The following is a 19,524-nucleotide window of genomic DNA, read 5'->3' as shown; positions in this document are numbered from 1 at the left end:
GATGTCGAACTTAAGGACTCTGGTTTTTTACGCCACGCCGGAACACCCGTGCAGTTACCTTGACGATCGCCTGGCCACCACCATGTTCGTGGACCCTAAAGCGGACATCAACCTGGACCTGTACACTCGGTTGTCGCAACTGGGTTTCCGTCGCAGCGGCAACCACTACTACAAGCCTCGCTGCAATGGTTGCAACGCCTGCATCGCCGTACGCATCCCCACGGAGGAATTCAACCGTACACGCAGCCAGGAACGCACCTGGAAGCGCAACTCAGACCTGACGGTACGTCTGCGTTCCGCCCAGTTCGAACAAGAGCACTTTGCACTCTACCAACGCTACATCAGCGCCCGACACCAGGACGGGGATATGTATCCCCCTACGCTGGATCAGTATGAGTCGTTCTTGCTGGAGGCGCGGTCAGAAACCCTGTTTATCGAGTTCCGTCTGGATAACAAACTACTCGCCATCGCTGTGACAGACAGAACTACCGACGGTCTCTCCGCAATCTATACGTTCTTTGACCCGAACGAAGATAAACGCGCCCTTGGCGTCTACGCCATCTTGTGGCAACTCCAGTTCGCTCGCGAACAACGCCTCCCCTATTTATATCTGGGATACTGGATACGAGGCTGTCGGAAAATGTCCTACAAAACAAATTACCGCCCCATTCAAGTGTTAGTCAGAGATTCCTGGATTACTATTTAACGCGCAACTTTCATACACCTCTTGACTACATAACACCCTTATCCCCGCGTCAACCCGAAAATTTTGCGAAATACGGGCTGATTATCCAGATAATAAAGAATTGGCTTTTGCACTTTGGTTATAATTAAGGCAAAATTCGGTCTCTTAAAAAAGCGCTTACTATTTTTTAACTTTTTGCGCTTAACACGAATTTCATGAGGACAAAGCTGAATGGCGAAAGAAGGTAATATTGAAATGGAAGGGACCATCGTTGACACCCTTCCCAATACAATGTTCAGGGTTCAACTCGAAAATGGTCATATCGTTATTGCCCATATCTCCGGAAAAATGCGTAAAAACTACATCCGTATTCTGACTGGAGACAAAGTCAAAGTAGAAATGACCCCCTACGACCTGAGCAAAGGTCGCATCGTATACCGCGCCCGCTAATACCTCGCATTAATTTCCCAAATCGCCTCCTGAACTGTTTAACACGTTCTGTAGTTGGGAAGATTCGTAAATCACCGGCAACTATCCGGCGATTTAAGCAGGCGAAATAAAAAAGGGGCTTACCGCCCCTTTTTTAGTTTCCAACACCCTTTCGATTAAGGCGTAGACTCATCCAATAGCTCACGCTCCGGTACATATTTGAAGTCCAACTTGTCGTCCTTCACACTGATAAATACAGTGCCGCCGCATTCCGCCAAATCTCCGAACAGGATCTGTTCAGCGAGAGGCTTCTTGATGCTCTCCTGAATAAGACGAGCCATAGGTCTCGCCCCCATCTTCTCGTCATATCCATGCACCGCCAGCCATGCTTTGGCTTCGGTATCGAACTCAAGAAGGATACGCTTGTCATCCAGTTGCGCCTGCATCTCGGTCAGGAACTTGTCCACCACATGAGTGATCGTCGTGGCGTCCAATGGGCCAAACTGAATGATTCCATCCAGACGGTTTCTGAACTCAGGCGTGAAGGTCTTGGTAATGATCTCCATGCCGTCAGTACTGTGATCCTGAGAGCGGAAGCCAATGGAGCGACGACTCATTTCCTCAGCGCCAGCGTTGGTAGTCATTACCAGTATCACATGACGGAAATCCGCCTTGCGGCCGTTGTTGTCAGTCAAGGTACCGTGGTCCATCACCTGCAGAAGCAGGTTAAAGACTTCAGGATGCGCCTTTTCTATCTCGTCCAGCAGCAATACGCAATGAGGATTCTTATTAACCGCTTCGGTCAACAGACCACCCTGATCAAAACCAACATAGCCGGGAGGCGCGCCAATCAAGCGGGAAACCGTATGCCTTTCCATGTACTCAGACATGTCAAATCGCACCAGCTCCACACCCAGAATTTTGGCCAACTGACGAGTCACCTCGGTCTTACCAACCCCTGTAGGGCCGGCAAACAGGAATGAGCCCTCAGGCTTACCGTCTGACTTCAACCCCGCCCTGGAGAGCTTGATAGCAGTCACCAAGGCTTCAATTGCAGGGTCTTGACCAAACACCACCATCTTCAAGTTACGCTGCAGGTTGCGCAACTTGTCTTTGTCGGAAGAAGAAACCGTTTTTGGAGGAATCCTGGCGATAGACGCCACGACACTCTCAACGATGTGAATATCAATAATCTTGGCGCGATCAGCCTCGGGCTTCAGCCTCTGACTGGCGCCGGCCTCATCAATGACGTCAATCGCCTTATCCGGCATATGACGATCGTTGATATAACGATCCGCCAAGTCCGCCGCGGAACGAAGCGCCGCGTCGGTGTATTCAACCTCATGATGCTTCTCGAACTGTCTTTTGAGCCCCTTCAGAATCAGATAGGTATCATTAACAGAGGGCTCTACCACGTCAATCTTCTGGAAACGACGCGCCAAGGCGCTGTCTTTCTCAAATATGCCGCGGAATTCAGTGAAGGTGGTTGAACCAATACAGCGAATCTCACCCGAACTCAACAACGGCTTCAATAGATTTGATGCATCCATAACGCCACCGGAAGCTGAGCCAGCGCCAATGATGGTATGAATCTCATCAATAAATAAAATGGACTTGGTTTGACGCTTCAATTCTTTCAATAACGCTTTGAAGCGTTTTTCGAAGTCGCCACGGTACTTAGTGCCCGCCAGCAGCGCCCCCAGATCCAGAGAATAGACCACTGCGTCTTTGATGATGTCCGGCACGTTGCCTTCAACGATCTGTTTCGCCAGTCCTTCAGCAATGGCGGTTTTACCAACGCCAGCCTCACCCACCAACAGCGGGTTGTTTTTGCGACGGCGTGAAAGAATCTGCATGACTCTTTCCAGCTCTTTGTCACGACCGATTAAAGGATCAATCCGCCCCAGTCTGGCCTGCTCATTCAGATTGGTTGCGTACGATTCCAAAGGTTTTGAACCGCCGCCCTCTTCCAAGCCTTCCTCCTGGTGTTCGTGTTCCTCATCCTGTTCACGGTCGCCGGAAACTTTGGAAATGCCATGACTGATATAGTTAACCACGTCAATACGAGCGACGTTCTGTTTCTTCAGGACGTACACCGCCTGACTTTCCTGCTCACTAAAAATAGCAACCAGAACATTAGCGCCAGTCACTTCTTTCTTGCCTGAGGACTGGACATGAAATACGGCTCTTTGAAGCACCCGTTGAAACCCAAGAGTTGGCTGAGTTTCCCGCTCCGGATCATTGTTCGGAATCAACGGCGTAGTCGAATCAACAAACTCCGAAAGCTCGTTACGCAGCTGACCCAGATCCGCACCGCATGCTGTTAACACTTTCAGCGCAGAATCATTGTCGAGCAGGGCAAGCAAAAGGTGCTCGACCGTCATGAACTCATGACGTTTCTCGCGCGCGCTTTTGAAAGCTGCATTAAGAGTTAATTCGAGGTCTTTACTTAGCATTTGGCACCTCAGGAATGACTAATCCGCTCTTTCTATCTCACATAGCAGAGGGTGTTCACACTCGGATGAGTACTGGTTTACCTGAGCCGCCTTCGACTCAGCGATATCCCTGGTGAACACTCCACATACTGCACGCCCTTGGGTATGCACCGCCAGCATAACTTGCGTAGCCTTAGGTTCCGACATGTTGAAAAACCTTATCAACACCTCAACAACGAAGTCCATCGGTGTATAGTCGTCATTCAACATAACAACCTGATACATCGAAGGCCGCTTCAGCGCCGGTTTCTCAGGCGCTAGCGCTAGACTCCCGGGGTGGTCCCCATCTTGGTTCCCTTCATCCTCCAGGCCATCGTTGTCCTGATTTAATATTAGTAGACTATTTTCAACTTTACCCATAGCCGGATTGAATAATTTAGTTAAATTTTTACAGTAGTTCGTAACTTTCCGGCAACCAGCTCTGAGCTCTTTTTTGCAACACAATAACTGCCCGCCAACTACACTATACGCCAATTATAAAAGTGGAGTCGCCCCATCCAAACTTCAATGGGCCCAGCCTTTTGGCCGGTTACTTTCAATATGCGCTGCTTTATAATACTATCTGCTTTGGTAGCAAACTAGGCCGAGATACTCGAATTGTTGTACTGCTGCTACCGGTGCTTCAGTAGTAAAGCGAAAGTAGTAAAATTAGAGTGGACTGGCCAATAGACAAAAATAACTAGGGTAAAAGCCCATCTCTATGGAGACAAGGGAGTCGATCATGCCTCAAGGTAAAGTAAAATGGTTCAATAATGCCAAGGGCTACGGCTTTATCATCGCTGATGAAGGAAACGGCGATCTCTGCAAAGAAGATCTGTTCGTCCACTTCTCGTCAATCCAAATGGAAGGATACAAGACGCTGAAAGCGGGACAAGCTGTTAATTTTGACGCACAGCCCAGCGGCAAAGGATTCCACGCGGTCAATATTGTTCCGCTAGAATCCGAACCAGAAAAATCCTCGAACGATCCTGAAACGGAAACTGCGGAAGGCCCTGAAAGCGCCGCAAAAACCGAATCAGTCGAGAATAAATCAAAAGAGAATTCAAGGACGCCAATGGCCGCAAGCGCCTAGCTTAGCAACCATCCGGATACTTGAAATTCCAAACATGCTCCGGCTTGTACGGGGCGTGTTTTGCCCTGTTTGTGACATCAATCGGCCAAATCACCGCCTTTGCGCCATCATCTTTTATGTACGCCAGACCATGGCGATAAACATAAACGAGATGGCGAAAAAAAGCCCCGCTACCTGCGGGGCTTTTAGTTTCCGCTGTACGCAGAATCCTACTTCATGTGCCTGATTACCGCATCGCCAAACTCAGAGGTTTTCAGCAATGTCGCGTCCGGCATCAAGCGTTCGAAGTCGTAAGTTACCGTTTTCGCCTCAATAGCGCCCGCCATGCCGTTCAAGATCAGATCAGCCGCCTCTTCCCAACCCATATGACGCAGCATCATCTCAGCAGAAAGAATTAACGACCCCGGATTCACTTTGTCCTGGCCCGCGTACTTGGGCGCCGTGCCGTGCGTCGCTTCAAACAACGCCACACTGCCGCCGATGTTCGCGCCCGGCGCAATGCCGATCCCCCCTACTTCCGCCGCCAGGGCGTCAGAAATATAGTCGCCGTTCAGGTTCAGTGTCGCGATGACACTGTAATCTTCCGGGCGCATCAAGATTTGCTGCAGAAATGCATCGGCGATAACGTCTTTAATCACAATCTGACGGCCGGTTTTCGGGTTCTTGAATGTATGCCATGGCCCACCATCCAATGGCTCAGCCCCGAAGCGCTCCACCGCCAATTCATACCCCCAATCCTTAAACGCTCCTTCCGTGAACTTCATAATGTTGCCTTTGTGAACCAGAGTCACTGACGGCTTGTCATTATCAATCGCGTATTGAATCGCCTTTCTCACCAAACGCTTGGTGCCCTCTTCCGACACGGGCTTGATGCCGATACCGCAATTGTCAGGAAAACGAATCTTGGTGACGCCCATTTCTTCTCGCAGAAAACGAATGATTTTTTGCGCTTCAGGGCTATTCGCCTTCCACTCAATCCCGGCGTAGATATCCTCGGAGTTTTCACGAAAGATCACCATGTCGGTCTTCTGCGGCGCCACCACTGGACTGGGCACGCCCTTGAACCAGCGCACCGGGCGCATACAGACATAAAGATCAAGTTCCTGCCGCAATGCGACGTTCAGAGAGCGAATGCCTCCGCCGACAGGCGTGGTCAGCGGCCCTTTGATACCAATAGAGAATTCCCGCAACGCCTCCAAGGTTTCCTCAGGCAGCCAGTCATTGGGTCCATACACCTTGGTCGCCTTCTCGCCTGAATAGATTTCCATCCAGGCGATGGCGCGTTTGGAGCCATAGGCTTTTTCAACGGCCGCATTGACAACGTTAATCATTGGAGGGGTAATGTCGACGCCAATCCCATCGCCTTCGATGAAAGGTATAATTGGATGATTGGGGACATTCATGGACAGGTCCGCGTTTACTGTGATTTTGTCACCGTCAGCAGGAACTCTGATCTTTTGGTATCCCATTCTCTACTCCGTAGGTTTAAGGTTTGTGTTATTCCATAATATCGAACAGAAAGAAGCTTCCACCGAACGGCGTGAAGCGGGAGCGCTTTGTAGTTTTATTACCGCGCCCATAGTATAGCACTGCAAAAACCGTAATTTTATTACAGAAGTTGGTAACTCCAAGCAATGGCTACTTTAGTCGTATTCAACAAGCCCATGAACGTTCTGACTCAGTTTAACGACTCTCAGGGACGCGACACCCTTTCCAACTATATCGACAAACCCGGCGTGTACGCCGCAGGCAGACTGGATTACGACTCCGAGGGGTTACTACTGCTGACGGATGACGGCGCGATTCAAGCGCGCATCAGCCAACCGAAATTTAAACTCCCGAAAACTTACTGGGTGCAAGTCGAGGGCGTCATTGGCGAAGCCGCATTACGAAGACTGGAGAAAGGAGTAATGCTCAATGACGGCCCCACCCGCCCCGCTCACGCCAGCTTGATAAGTCCGCCCGAAGTCTGGGAGCGCGACCCGCCCATCCGGCAACGTAAAAACATCCCCACCAGCTGGATTGCCCTGACCCTCTTTGAAGGTAGAAACAGACAAGTGCGGCGTATGACCGCCGCCGTAGGATTTCCAACCTTGCGTTTAATCCGATACAGTATCGGCCCCTGGAGCATCAACGGTTTACAGCCTGGAGAGTGGCGGGAAGAACATGTTCACGCGCCGCAGAAAACGCAAACATCCAGTCGCAGACGCCCTCAGAAAGTCGTTCGTTTCAAAAAACGCTAACTCAAATATTTGGAGCATTTTTATGGTATGGCGTCCCAGAGCCGTCGTGGCTGCGATCATTCCCCAAGACGATAAATTCCTGTTCGTAGAGGAAGAGATTGATGAGCGCGCCGTTCTGAATCAGCCCGCCGGCCATATTGAAAAAGGCGAAAGCATATTTGACGCCGTTCTCCGTGAAACGCTGGAGGAGACCGGCTGGGAAATAGAGCTGGAAAGCTTTATCGGAATATATGTTCTGAACACGCCTGATCCAGAGACCGTTTATCACCGCTACTGCTTCAGTGCGCGCGCCTTACGCCAAACCGGGCGCACGCTGGACCCGGACATCACCGCCACCCACTGGCTATCGCCCGCGCAACTCATCAATGGCGATATCCCTTTGCGCAGCGAACTGGTCAGGTTTTGTCTGGAAGATTATATTGCAGGTCGCCGCCTTCCCCTGGATACGATTCGCCACCATAGAATCTAAGGCTTGCGCCTAAAATCCGGCGCCAGTTAATGAAACTTTAGAAATCTTGCCGGCGGACGCCTATAATAGGGCGTTTTTTCACACTGAAGCCTTGGCGCCCCTTAGCCAATCCAAGCCCTGAAAGTTTAAGCCATGTCCACACATCGTAATCAACGCGTCATCGTTGGCATTTCCGGAGGAGTCGATTCCTCTGTATCCGCCTACCTCCTGAAAGCTCTCGGCTATGAAGTCGAAGGCCTGTTCATGAAAAACTGGGATGAGGATGACGGCACCGAATACTGCACCGCGCTTTCCGACCTGGAAGATGCGCAGAAAGTCTGCGACAAGTTGGGCATCAAGCTGCACACTGCTAGCTTTTCCGCCGAGTACTGGGACCGCGTTTTCGAACATTTTCTGGATGAATATCGCGCAGGACGCACGCCCAACCCGGATATTCTGTGCAACAAGGAAATCAAGTTCAAAGCTTTCCTGGACTACGCCCAGGCTCTTGGCGGCAGCCTGATCGCCACCGGCCATTACGCACAATTCTCCCGTTTTGGCGAGCACACCTTCCTGATGAAAGGCGCAGACCCAAGCAAAGAGCAGAGCTACTTTCTGCATGCCGTCCCTGGTCAGGCGCTGGCGCGAACCTTATTCCCGGTCGGCGGTTTATTGAAGAAAGAAGTCCGTCGCATCGCTCGCGAGCAAGACTTGATCACTCACGACAAAAAGGACAGCACCGGCATCTGTTTCATCGGCGAGCGTAAGTTTTCCGACTTTCTGAAAACCTACCTGCCCGCCCAGCCCGGGAAAATTGTGACGGATAAAGGCGAAGAGATTGGCCGCCATCAAGGTTTGATGTACCACACGATTGGCCAGCGCCAGGGTCTCGGCATAGGCGGCCTGAAAGGTTATGACGACGCACCCTGGTACGTGGTGGAGAAAGATCTCGACAACAATGAACTGGTCGTCGCCCAAGGCGGCGATCATCCTCGACTGTTCAGCGCCGGTCTTACGGCCAGCAAGCTGGATTGGATTAACGGCCTTCCCGCCAAATCCTCCTTTTCCTGCTACGCCAAAACCCGTTATCGACAACCCGATCAGCTATGCCGGGTTGATGTGCGGGATGGCGACGTAAAGGTGACATTCGATAAGCCCCAGCGGGCGGTCACCCCCGGCCAGTCAGTTGTATTTTATGATGGCGCGCGCTGCCTGGGCGGCGGCGTTATCGAATCCGTATTCAAATAGGAGTCTGTCGACATTGTCCTATAACCTTGAGAATCAAGTGATAGCGCTGGCGGGCGTATTTCAGTCCGCCGCGTTGGTGGATCAGTTGGCCAAGCAAGGTACTGTCGCTCCAACCAGCTACGAATGCAGTCTGAAAAGCCTGCTCAAGGTCGATGCGACCTCAACTCTGGATGTGTATGGCGATATTTATGGCTTGCAACTGGGCTTGAAAGAGTTGATCGCCGTACTGGAGAGAAAGCAGGACCGCAAAAAAGTGGATGTCGTGCGTTACGCCCTGACGCTCCTGTATTTGGAAGGCAAGGTCAACAAGCGCGGCGATATGCTGGACGTAATGAGCCAGCGCATCGCGCAGATCCAAACCCAGACTTTGCACTTCGATCCTACGCACACCAACATCATCAGCGCTTTCGCCTCGCTATACAGCGACACCATCAGCACCTTCCCTCAGCGTATACAGGTGACTGGCGACCCCAGATTCCTGAGAGTGGATGAAAACGCGGATAAAATTCGCGCCCTGCTGCTGGCTGGCATCCGCGCCGCCGTGTTATGGAGGCAGGTTGGCGGTCGCCGCTGGAAACTGTTCTTCATGCGCAAAAAGATTCTGCAGATCGCCAATGGTATGTTGCGCTGATCGCACGCCCCTTTAATGTTAGAATTCAACGTTTGTTCAACCGCTGCAAGAGATAGAAACATGATACTTAACGAGCTGACAGCACTCTCCCCCGTCGACGGCCGTTACGCCGGTAAGGTCGCCGATTTGCGGCCGATCTTCAGTGAGTTTGGTCTGATCAAAGCGCGGATTGAAGTGGAAATCAAATGGCTGCTGCAACTGGCCGCCAATCCCGGTATCCCAGAAGTTCCCGTTTTTGATGAAGCCACTGCGGCTTTCCTGACCGCCATTTATGAAAACCTGTCGCTGGAAGACGCCTCCCGGGTCAAGGAAATCGAGCGCACCACCAATCACGATGTGAAAGCGGTGGAGTATTTCATCAAAGAACAGTTCAAACGCGAAGGCGCGCCAAAAATCCTTACGGATATCAATGAGTTCGTCCACTTCGCCTGCACCTCGGAAGACATCAACAACCTGTCTTACTCCCTGATGCTGAAGCGCGGCGTACAAGACGTAGTGTTACCGGTGATGCAGCAAGTCGTCGCCAGACTGGAAGAACTGGCCCAGAACTTCGCCGCACAGCCCATGCTGTCCCGCACGCACGGTCAAACTGCATCCCCCACGACGGTGGGCAAAGAGCTCGCCAACGTCGTCGCCCGTCTGAAAAGACAAATGACGCAGATTCGCCAGGTCAAAATGCTAGGCAAGATCAACGGCGCCGTTGGTAACTATAATGCGCACTTGAGCGCCTATCCCGATGTAGACTGGGAAGCCCACGCGCAAGCTTTGATCAAAGAGCTGGGCCTGGAATGGAACCCGTACACCACTCAGATCGAACCCCACGATTTCATCGCCGAAGCCTTCGACGCCGTATGCCGCTTCAACACCATCCTGATCGACCTGAACCGCGATGTATGGGGCTACATTTCCCTGGGTTACTTCAAGCAGAAAGCAGTAGCCGGTGAAGTGGGCTCTTCCACCATGCCCCACAAAGTTAACCCGATTGATTTCGAAAACTCCGAAGGCAACCTGGGCATCGCCAATGCAGTAATGGAGCACTTGAGCCGCAAACTGCCGGTTTCCCGCTGGCAGCGCGACCTGACTGACTCCACCGTATTGCGAAATCTGGGCGTTGGTCTGGCGCAGTCATTGATCGCTTATCACTCCACTCTGAAAGGCCTGGGCAAGCTGGAGCTGAACCCTATGCGCCTGGACGAAGACCTGAACCAAAGCTGGGAAGTACTGGCGGAACCGATTCAGACCGTTATGCGTCGCTATCGCATCGAAGGCGCTTACGAGAAGCTGAAAGAGCTGACCCGCGGCAAAGCGATTACCCAGGAAGCGATGAAGCCTTTCATTGAATCCCTGGAAATTCCTGAAGAGGCCAAGCAGCGTCTGCTTGCCATGACGCCTGCGACTTACATCGGCAATGCCGCAGAGCAAGCTGCGCGCATCAAAGACTATAGCGGCGAGTAACGGCGATATGTTGACCCACTTAGGCGACATCAGCGTCGCCGACTTCTTGGCGCATTACTGGCAAAAGAAGCCGCTGATTATTCGCGGCTTGTTTCCCGGTTACGAATGCCCGCTGGACGAGAATGATCTGGCGGGACTCGCCACGGAAGAAGAAGTCGAGTCCCGCCTGGTCTATGAAGAACTCAACGGTCAGCCCTGGCAACTTGAGCATGGCCCGTTTTCCATTGAGAAGCTGGAGAGCATGCCTCTTCAGGGCTGGACCCTCTTGGTGCAAGGATTGGATACCTGGGTTCCCGAAGTCGCCGACTTGCTCGACCGCTTCCGCTTCCTGCCCAACTGGCGCGTGGACGATGTCATGGCCAGTTTCGCGCCGCCGGGCGGCAGCGTGGGGCCCCATTTTGACCATTACGATGTGTTCCTGATCCAGGCCACGGGCGCTCGCCGCTGGCGCATCGGCCCGCCCTGCGATGACCAATCGCCCCGTGTAGACGGCACGCCATTACGCATTCTGCAGAATTTCGAGCAGACGGAAGAATGGGTGCTGGAGCCAGGCGACGCGCTGTATTTGCCGCCACGTTACGCCCACTACGGCGTCGCAGAAACGTCCTGCATCACCCTTTCAGTGGGCTTTCGCTCCCCTACTTATGCGGAATTGATGTCCGCACTGGCGGACGATTGGTTTGAGAATCCAGCATTATCCACTCATCTGCATGACGCCACCGAAGAGCCATTGAGCAATCCCGGCCTGATAAGCGATGACGTTTTTGCGGACATTAAATCTCGCTTACAAGCCCTGCTGGATGACGAAGCAGGGCTGCGTCGCAGCTTCGGTCGCTTTATCAGCGCGCCCAAGTTTGACGCCGCCGTGCCGCCCCTGGAGGCGGATATGCGCCTTTCGCCGGAAGACGCAGGCGAGTCGCTGCAGGACCAGGAAATCCAGTGGCGCTGGAATGAAGGCTCCCGCTACACCTACAGTCTGTATGAGGAGGCTGGCGCGCGCCGTGTCATGTTCGCCGTTGACGGCGAGGCTTATGACGCCGATGAGCGCTTTGCGCCGCTAGTGGAAATCCTGTGCCGCAGCAACAACATAGATCGTGAGCGGCTGCTGCCGTGGAGCGCCGATAAGGACGCATTGAAGTTGTTGAGTTCCTTGTTAAATAGAGGCAGTCTGGTGCTAGAAGGCTTCGACGATGACGAGGAAGATTGGGACGATGACGACGCTTAAGTACACCCGCATTACGACCTGGTTGGAAAACGAGAGCGAACTGCGCGCGATCCGCCAACAAGTGTTTGTGGAAGAACAAGGCGTTGCCCCGGAACTGGAATGGGACGACCAGGACGAGAACGCCGTACACTTCCTGGTGAAAGACGTGGAGGACCACAATCTGGCGGTCGCCCGTCTGGTGCGCCTGTCGCCGGAGAAGGTGAAGTTCAGCCGCCTGGCTGTGCTACCGGAGTTTCGCCGCCAGGGCATCGCCAGAAGTTTGCTCAAGTTCGTTATCGGCTATGCCCGCTCAGAGGGATTTAACCACATGACGCTTAGCGCCAGCGTCGATGCAACCTCCCTCTACGCCAATGAAGGTTTCCAGGCCCTGGGCGCCCCCCACGAGGAAGCCGGTTCACTGCATCAGCGCATGGAGCTGACGCTGGGAACGGCAAAGGTCGAAGCCGCCAATGCACTGGGCCAGGACGAACGGGTTTACCGCACCCACTCCGAGCCCGACTATCTGGAGCACCTGAAGTCTCTTATCTCCCAGGCGAGACAAAGCGCCTTAATCCTGACCTGGGATCTGGAAAAAAACGTACTGGACAACCCCGATGTGCTGGATGCCTTAAGTCGTCTCGCCCGGGGCGGTCGCGCCACGCAGATTAAAATCTTACTGGGCGCGCCGAAGACGCCGGTGGCGCAGAGCAACCAACTGCTCTCTCTCGCCCGCCGGCTCACTTCCAACATTGAAATCAAGATGCTCAATCCGGAGCTGAGTTTTCCTGAGCAGGTTTATGTGTTGATCGACGATGACGGCGTCTTGCTGCGCCATCATTACGAAAAATGGGAAGGCTTTTGTTGCTATCAGGACCCCGGCACGGTGAAACGTCTGAAAGATGAGTTCATGCGCTTACTGCAGCACAGCCAGGTTTCGCAGGAATTGCGTCAGTTCTCCCTGTAGTCCGGCGCTCAGCTCTCAAATTCAGTTATTCCGCACGCCGTTATTTGGAGGTGTGGCGATAAACGCCATCCCAGTCCTCCGGCAACGTTTGCTCTCTTAACCCATTGATCCGCTCCCTGTAGAGATCGTACAAGCGACAGCCTGGTTCTTCGATCTGAAGTTGCTGGAATATGGCGTCCGCCTGCTCCCATTGGCGCGCTCGATAACTCTCGATCGCTCTTTGGTAACGGGTCAGACGATTCATGGCTACTGCGTCGAGCCGCCCCTTTTCTCCAAGTGGTTCGTAAGCGTCCACCGGAATATCTTTACCTTTCACCTGTATGCGGTCACAGAAACGAAAGACGTAGCCATCAGCCGCCTTGACTGTCGTCTCTCCCACCAGGACGTCCACGCCATAGAACTTGGTCAGCCCTTCCAAACGGGAACCCAGATTCACTGCGTCACCCAACACCGTATAGGCCTTGCGATACTGCGATCCCATGTCGCCCACATTCATCAAGCCGGTATTGATCCCCACGCCAATCTGAATAGCGGGAAAGCCTTTTGCTGTGAGTTCGGAAGACAAACGCCGGGTGATCGCCTGCATCTCCAAGGCGGTTTTAACCGCTTTTTCCGCATGTTCCGGATCGTCCACCGGCGCGCCCCAGAATGCCATGACCATATCGCCGACATACTTATCGATGGTGCCGTCATTACGAAAAATGGACTCGGTGATTGGCGTAAAGTAAAGATTCAGAAGTTCTTTCAGCTGCGCAGCGGACAGCTGCTCAGAAATCGTGGTGAAGCTGCGGATATCGGAGAACAACACCGTCAGCTCCTTGCTCTCCCCCGCCATGGAATATTGCTCTGGGTTATCCAGCATACGGTCGATATGGGCGGGCGGCACATATTGCGCAAACATACCCCGAACACGCCGCTCGACGGCATATTCGTGGATGAACTCCGTCACCAGATACCAGCCAAAAACGCCCTGCTCCAGCAGCAACGTACTGATCATGGGAAAATCCATGCGCCAGCGCGTCCATATCAGCGTGTTCAATGCGACCAATAAAAGACTGATCATGATCGCCGCCAGCACCATCGTCAAAGGACGACGCCCTGGCAATACCCACACCAGCAACAACAGCAAAGCCAGCTGAAACACCAGCACCGCGCCCGGCTCCCACACCGGACGATAGGGAAACCCTCCTTGCAAAAGCCCTTGCGCCACCAGCGCCTGCACCTCCACCCCGGGAAAAACCGTGGCGAATGGCGTACTGACCAGATCCGCGAGACCAATGGCGGACGTTCCCACAAACACAAGCTTGCCTTCCAGCTCCTGCGACGCCAAACCGCCGGCCAGTGTGATCCAGGCGGGAATATAGCGAAACTGTCCACGACCCTGCCGATAGGGAACCAATACCTGTCCAACGGCGTCGGTCTGCACCAGCGCATCAGTCAAACGCATGCCGCTCGCAGCCTGCACCGCACCCAAAGGAGCAAACTCCAACTCCACCTCATCCGCCAGCAAATAGGTCATCGCCGACGCCAGCGCCAAGGAGGGATAGACAGAGCCATCGTGAGACATGAACAACGGGGTGCGTCGAATCACGCCGTCCGCATCCGGAAAAGTGGTGACAAACCCGCTTCCCGTCGCCACATCCTGCAATTCCAATAGTGGCGCGGCGTAGCCAGACGCATTGATCAGCACATTGCCCGCCGGCGCTGCAGCGAGTGGATCGGGTAATCTGCCGATTTGCATCGACGTGTCCAGATGCATGAAAAAACCCAACACCGTGTCAATCTCCGACAGGCGTTCCGCCAGTTGTTCATCCGGCCGCCAGGACATAGCGATGCGATTAAGCACCGCGCGTTCTTCGTCACTCAGATCCGGACCGGCGGACGCCGCTACGGATTCAATGAAGTTATTGCTCTCAGATTCGGAGAACACCACATCAAACGCCACTACCGCCGCGCCGGACTCTTGCAGGGCCTCCACCAGGGCCGCCACACGGGCGCGACTCCAGGGCCAGCGTCCTTCACGCTGGATGGACTCTTCGTCGATATCGACAATCACCACATCCGTATACAGTTCCGTTCTGGTGAAATGCGCCGCCGTCTGCGCCCGCCAGTCGTAAAACACATAATCAAGACGATTCAATAAAGAGCGGTCGCCTGACGGTGTGATCAACTGCCAGCCGATCATGGCCACAGCGATCAGCAGCGCAGGCAGATGTTTAAGGAACCCAGAAATCGTTCGCATGTGAACTTGTTGCAATTCATCAATTTATTGCCGACTCCGAAAAAACTGCGGCTGGCAAAATCACCCTCTCTTTCTAGACTTAAAGCACTGGATGTTTCCGCAACCATCGGCAAAAGGAATTATCGCTTTGTTGATAACCAAAATAACTCGCCGCCTGTTACTGGTTTTGCTGATGATCTGGGGCTTATCCGCCCACGCCCAGGATTCTGTTAAGAGTAGCTCAATCACTGCGACCTTGAAGTCACTGAACGCCGCAGCGGAGTACGAGCAGGCTTATCGATTGGGGTCCGGGCAAGTGGAGAACATGGAAGGCGATCCGGAATTCGATTTCTATTTCGGCATGTCCGCACTGCAAAGCGGCCACTACCCGGAAGCGCAGTTTATGTTCGAAAGGCTCACGGCGATGTACCCAGACAATGATCGTTTCCGCCTGGAGTACGCGAGAACGCTGTTTAATCTGCAGCAGTATGACGCTGCGCGGGAACAGTTTCTCATCGTTCTGGCCAGAGAGCCGCCGCCCGCCGTCAAAGACAATATCGCCCGTTTTCTCGCCGCGTTGGACGAACGCGAGTACGAAAGCCAGCGGCGCTGGCGCGGCTACATCGGACTGGGCGGCGGTTACGACAGCAACATCAACAACGCCACCGACGAACGCTTCGTCGGCCTGTTTGAGCTGCCTGATTCCGCTCAGGAAGCGGAAAGCGCCTACGCCGCGCTGCGCACCAATTTCGCTTACGAACACCCGGTTTCACAATTAAACGCCGCCAAACTGGAGTTCGACAGCCAGCACAAACACAACTTTGAAAACAGCGATTTTGACCTCGACTCCGCCCGTCTCAGCGCTTCCTGGAAATACAGCCGCACCCGCCGGGAATTAGAGGCCGGGGCTTCTTATCAACATGTGCTGCTGGACGCCGAAGATTACCAGCGCAATACCGGCGCATTCATGCAGTGGCGAGAACAATGGAATGCGCATTTGCTGACGTTTTTTTACACTGGCGTATTCGTCAAAGACTCTTTCGCCAACCCGCTGCTGAATAACTATCAACCGCTGACAGGTCTGTCTTTCCTTATTCCTCGCGCCAAACTCCTGCACACCCTCAGTGTATTCGCCGGCACGGAAAACCCACGGGAACAGGACGCAGCTTCTCTCGCCAAAGACTTCTACAGTCTGAGCTATCGGCTTAGCTACAAGCTTTCCCCGACTCTGACGCCGTACGTGGGATACTCAGGCTTTTTCGCTGATTACAAAGCGGAAAACCCGGTCTTCAGGGAAGTGCGCGACGATAAATCTTCCCAGTTCAACGCCGGCGGCGAATGGAAGCTCAATCATGAGCTAAGCGCGCTCGCCGAGCTGTCCTACACGGACAACCAAAGCAATCTGGACTTATATGACTACACCCGATGGCGCGGAGAATTCCGCGTTCGTTGGCGGTTTTAAGGAGGCCTTACTATGCGAAAACGTACGCACCGCATGTTTGCCGCAGTAATAATAGTGTGCGGCTGGTTTGTGGCAATGGCCGACGCCGCGCCGTTAGAGGCAGGGAAAGTGATTATGTCCCGCGGCGTCGCCACAGCGACGGGAGATAACGGCGAAGAACGCCCCCTGAACCGCCGCGCCGCTATTTATGTAGGAGATACGCTCACCACCGGGGCCGACTCCATGCTGCAATTAAGATTTACTGACAAAGCCCTGATGACGCTACGGGAAAACACCCGCTTCACCATTGAAGAGTATTCACCTGGAGACGAGGGTAAAGGCGGAGCCGCCATCATGCAGCTGCTGGAAGGCGGGTTTCGCACTATCACAGGCTCCATCGGCAAAGGCGACAGCGACGCCTACAAAGTCTCTACCCACGCGGCCAGCATCGGTATCCGCGGCACGCACTACGAGGCCCTGGAAAGCAGCGGACAAAAACTGCTGCTGGCGGTCTGGCAAGGCGGCGTGCGGGTAGAGAATACCGCCGGAGCCCTGGATCTGGGCGAAGATGTCGCCTTCCGTTTCTCCGCCATTACGCCCGGCCAGGCTCCTGAAGGGCTCTTGCAAGCGCCGCCGGAAATGCAGCAAGGCCTGCCTATCCCGAAGGCGGAAGCGCGGCGCGCACGCCCACAAGGGGCGACTGCAGACAACGCCAATGAAGAAAGTGAAGAGACATCGACTTCCTCGGGCCAAACAGCGGAAGCTGACGCCGCCAAAACTTCATCCGGCGGTTTCACCAACGACACGTCCACCAACTCCAACAACGCCGCAGAAATCATCTCCGCGACAACCATCGCCGAGTCCAATCCGGTCAACGTGATCAGTGACGTGGAAACCACCAACTTCACCGATACCAATCCTGACTTGAGCGGCGGACTGACGCCAGCCCCCTCTGGTGACAACTCCGGCCCCTCCATCCAGGACCCGCGCCTGACCGTCGCCGAGTATGAGCAGTTCATCAATGACCGCATATTCGGCGCGGCCGTGGTGACCGGGGCTGGCGCCGAGATACTCGCCACCATCATCGCGCCACAGACGATTACGCCTTTCGATTACGCCAGCGCGGGGCCGGTGACGTTCAATCTCGAATATTCCTTCAGCAGCTCCGGCAGTACGCCGCCGATTAATACCGTCACCATCATGCTGCAAGACAACATTACCGATCTGGCCGGCCTCGTTGCCGATATTGAGGATGACCTGTCCCTTTCCGGCGCGCCTGTCGGCGTGCGCGAATCCATGCAGAACCCCGGCAAGCTGGAGTTTTACACCACTACCGGAGACGTCACCTTACTGTTTGGTCTGGTGACCTATGACCCCATCTCCTCCTCCGCCTCCAGCACAGATATCGCCGGCACGCTGGGCGGCATCATGGAAGGGACTTATGGCTACGGCAGTATCGACGGCTCCCAGTCCGCCAACCTGAAAATGGTGTTCGACGCTAACGGTGAGCCGGTTTTCCTTCTGCCGGATGTCGACGATCCCGGCTCCGGCAGTCCGCCCTCGCCAGTGATGTTTTTCGACCCGGATAACTTTCCTGAGCCTTACACTGTAGTGCGGCGTGGCGACGCCGTGCTGGAAAAGTTCGATCCCAGCGTGGGAGGTCGCAGCAACATCAGCTGGGGACTGTGGAAGGCGTCCGCCAGCGCCGGCGTGCAGGTTTATGACGACGTAGCCAACCCTGACGCTTTCAGATCCGAGGAGCACCCCATCTATTGGCTGTCAGCGGAAGCCGCCAACACCGCCGATCTGACAGGAACAGCAAACTTCGCCACAACCGGCGACTTTATCGGCAGCGGTTCAGACGGAGCGGTCACCGCAGTCAATGGCTCATTTCAAGTGGATTTCGATAGCGGCGTCATCAGCAATGGCCTGCTGGACGTCAGCACCGCCAGCCAGAACTGGAGCAGCCAGCTCTCAGGCTCTTATCAGGACGCCCAGGCCTATTTGAACGTGTTGAACGGAAATATCAGCGGATCAGTCAATTGCAGCGATTGCGTCACCGGCAATCTCAACGGCATTTTCGCAGCGCCAGGAGACGCCTTCGCCGGCTCCTTCGACTTGCAGCAATTCGACGACTCAAACGTGCATGTAGAAGGCCTTTTGCTTATGGAACAACAATAGTCCGTCTCTGTGGGGGAACTAACATCATGCGTTTCATCAATAGCACAACGGACAGGCTGCAGGCCCTGGGCGCAAACGTCACCCAGAGCAGCGCCAAGCTGTACGACGCTATCAAGATGCTGTGCGATAGCGTCAAATTCGCCTACATCGACGACTTGTATCGGGAATTCGACGGCGACTTTCTGTATTTCGTCGAGTCAGGCGAGCTGGAGGCAGTCACGGATGACCGCCCGATTTATCATTTTGAGACAGGCGACCTGATCGGTATTCAGGTGCTATCAGGCTTCCCTGAGCCGGTTATCCGCTCCGACGGCCCCGCTACCCTGGCCCAGATCAGCAAGAAGCGTTTTCGCGACGCCGCAGCAGGCTCGGCGCACTTCAAAGAATATCTCATGCAGATCTCGGCTTTTTTTGCTGAAGCCTGCTGCCACGGTCTCGACACTCAGAATGAAACCCACACGTCCTTCAAGTCGTTCAAACAGGGAGAAGTGATCATACGAGAGGGTGATACCGCTGATGAAGTGTTCGACCTGATCAGCGGCGAGGCGTCGGTATACGTAAAGGATCAATTGGTCGGTAAAGTCGGCCCCAATGAGATCTTCGGCGCGATGGCGGCGTTGACCAAAACGCCCCGCACAGCCACCGTCATCGCCGACCGACCTTGCACGGTCATGTCCGCGCCCATGGACGAGTTTATCTTTCTGATTCGCAACCAGCCGCGCACCTGTCTGGCGCTAATGGAAAATATGGCCAAACAGATATTGGAGCTGAACAATAAGCTGGTGGATGTCATGCAAAAATCCTGAG

The 19,524-nt window shown here is 54.1% G+C and carries 17 protein-coding genes; 13 read left to right on the top strand and 4 right to left on the bottom strand.

The window, feature by feature from the left end; translation table 11 throughout:
• The first annotated feature begins 1 nt into the window (after position 1).
• Both EUZ85_RS13195 and infA read left to right on the top strand, forming a co-directional pair.
• Positions 2-706: an arginyltransferase gene (locus EUZ85_RS13195; RefSeq protein WP_127969726.1), complete on the top strand. Its 705-nt coding sequence runs from the start codon at positions 2-4 to the stop codon at positions 704-706.
• Positions 707-916: 210 nt separating this feature from the next.
• A complete protein-coding gene (infA, locus tag EUZ85_RS13190; protein ID WP_127969725.1) occupies positions 917-1,135 on the top strand; it encodes a translation initiation factor IF-1 in 219 nt (72 codons plus the stop codon).
• Between the two features lie 155 nt (positions 1,136-1,290).
• Here the strand turns inward: infA and clpA are convergent, their stop codons facing one another.
• Complete coding sequence (gene clpA / locus EUZ85_RS13185; RefSeq protein WP_127969724.1) at positions 1,291-3,570, bottom strand: ATP-dependent Clp protease ATP-binding subunit ClpA; 2,280 nt, start codon at positions 3,568-3,570, stop codon at positions 1,291-1,293.
• Between the two features lie 18 nt (positions 3,571-3,588).
• The gene (gene clpS / locus EUZ85_RS13180; RefSeq protein ID WP_011396230.1) at positions 3,589-3,969 is read right to left on the bottom strand and encodes an ATP-dependent Clp protease adapter ClpS; all 381 of its coding nucleotides are present in this window, start codon (positions 3,967-3,969) and stop codon (positions 3,589-3,591) included.
• A 361-nt stretch (positions 3,970-4,330) separates the two neighbouring features.
• Here clpS and EUZ85_RS31910 point away from each other — a divergent pair, with 361 nt between their 5' ends.
• A complete protein-coding gene (locus EUZ85_RS31910; protein ID WP_127969723.1) occupies positions 4,331-4,681 on the top strand; it encodes a cold-shock protein in 351 nt (116 codons plus the stop codon).
• A gap of 209 nt (positions 4,682-4,890) precedes the next feature.
• Here EUZ85_RS31910 and icd read toward each other — a convergent pair whose 3' ends face one another.
• On the bottom strand, positions 4,891-6,150 hold the full coding sequence (gene icd / locus EUZ85_RS13170) for an NADP-dependent isocitrate dehydrogenase (RefSeq protein ID WP_127969722.1): 1,260 nt from the start codon (positions 6,148-6,150) through the stop codon (positions 4,891-4,893).
• A gap of 165 nt (positions 6,151-6,315) precedes the next feature.
• Here icd and EUZ85_RS13165 point away from each other — a divergent pair, with 165 nt between their 5' ends.
• The 7 genes from EUZ85_RS13165 to EUZ85_RS13135 all read left to right on the top strand — a co-directional run bounded on the left by EUZ85_RS13165 (position 6,316) and on the right by EUZ85_RS13135 (position 12,874).
• Entirely contained in the window at positions 6,316-6,924 is a 609-nt protein-coding gene (locus EUZ85_RS13165) for a pseudouridine synthase (protein WP_127969721.1), read from the top strand.
• A 22-nt stretch (positions 6,925-6,946) separates the two neighbouring features.
• Positions 6,947-7,393 (top strand): NUDIX hydrolase, encoded by a 447-nt coding sequence (locus EUZ85_RS13160; RefSeq protein WP_127969720.1) that lies wholly within the window; start codon positions 6,947-6,949, stop codon positions 7,391-7,393.
• Positions 7,394-7,525: 132 nt separating this feature from the next.
• Positions 7,526-8,620 (top strand): tRNA 2-thiouridine(34) synthase MnmA, encoded by a 1,095-nt coding sequence (gene mnmA / locus EUZ85_RS13155; protein WP_127969719.1) that lies wholly within the window; start codon positions 7,526-7,528, stop codon positions 8,618-8,620.
• Between the two features lie 13 nt (positions 8,621-8,633).
• Positions 8,634-9,251, top strand: a complete 618-nt coding sequence (hflD, locus tag EUZ85_RS13150; protein WP_127969718.1) for a high frequency lysogenization protein HflD — start codon at positions 8,634-8,636, stop codon at positions 9,249-9,251.
• Between the two features lie 60 nt (positions 9,252-9,311).
• Positions 9,312-10,706 (top strand): adenylosuccinate lyase, encoded by a 1,395-nt coding sequence (gene purB, locus EUZ85_RS13145; RefSeq protein WP_127969717.1) that lies wholly within the window; start codon positions 9,312-9,314, stop codon positions 10,704-10,706.
• A gap of 7 nt (positions 10,707-10,713) precedes the next feature.
• Complete coding sequence (locus EUZ85_RS13140; RefSeq protein ID WP_127969716.1) at positions 10,714-11,931, top strand: cupin domain-containing protein; 1,218 nt, start codon at positions 10,714-10,716, stop codon at positions 11,929-11,931.
• Entirely contained in the window at positions 11,918-12,874 is a 957-nt protein-coding gene (locus EUZ85_RS13135) for a GNAT family N-acetyltransferase (RefSeq protein ID WP_127969715.1), read from the top strand. Before EUZ85_RS13140 ends, EUZ85_RS13135 begins: the two co-directional genes overlap by 14 nt.
• A gap of 40 nt (positions 12,875-12,914) precedes the next feature.
• Here EUZ85_RS13135 and EUZ85_RS13130 read toward each other — a convergent pair whose 3' ends face one another.
• The gene (locus EUZ85_RS13130; RefSeq protein WP_127969714.1) at positions 12,915-15,116 is read right to left on the bottom strand and encodes a CHASE2 domain-containing protein; all 2,202 of its coding nucleotides are present in this window, start codon (positions 15,114-15,116) and stop codon (positions 12,915-12,917) included.
• A gap of 127 nt (positions 15,117-15,243) precedes the next feature.
• Between EUZ85_RS13130 and EUZ85_RS13125 the strand changes: the two genes are divergently transcribed.
• The 3 genes from EUZ85_RS13125 to EUZ85_RS13115 are packed head-to-tail and all read left to right on the top strand — an operon-like array spanning position 15,244 to position 19,523.
• Complete coding sequence (locus EUZ85_RS13125; RefSeq protein WP_241567025.1) at positions 15,244-16,557, top strand: tetratricopeptide repeat protein; 1,314 nt, start codon at positions 15,244-15,246, stop codon at positions 16,555-16,557.
• A gap of 12 nt (positions 16,558-16,569) precedes the next feature.
• Positions 16,570-18,717 (top strand): FecR domain-containing protein, encoded by a 2,148-nt coding sequence (locus EUZ85_RS13120; RefSeq protein ID WP_127969713.1) that lies wholly within the window; start codon positions 16,570-16,572, stop codon positions 18,715-18,717.
• 26 nt (positions 18,718-18,743) lie between these two features.
• Positions 18,744-19,523 carry a cyclic nucleotide-binding domain-containing protein gene (locus EUZ85_RS13115; protein ID WP_127969712.1) on the top strand — a complete coding sequence of 260 codons (780 nt, stop codon included), beginning with the start codon at positions 18,744-18,746 and terminating at the stop codon, positions 19,521-19,523.
• Position 19,524 lies beyond the last annotated feature (1 nt).

The organism is Hahella sp. KA22, assembly GCF_004135205.1.
Taxonomy (GTDB): Bacteria; Pseudomonadota; Gammaproteobacteria; order Pseudomonadales; family Oleiphilaceae; genus Hahella.
This window is presented reverse-complemented; position numbering and strand designations above follow the sequence as displayed.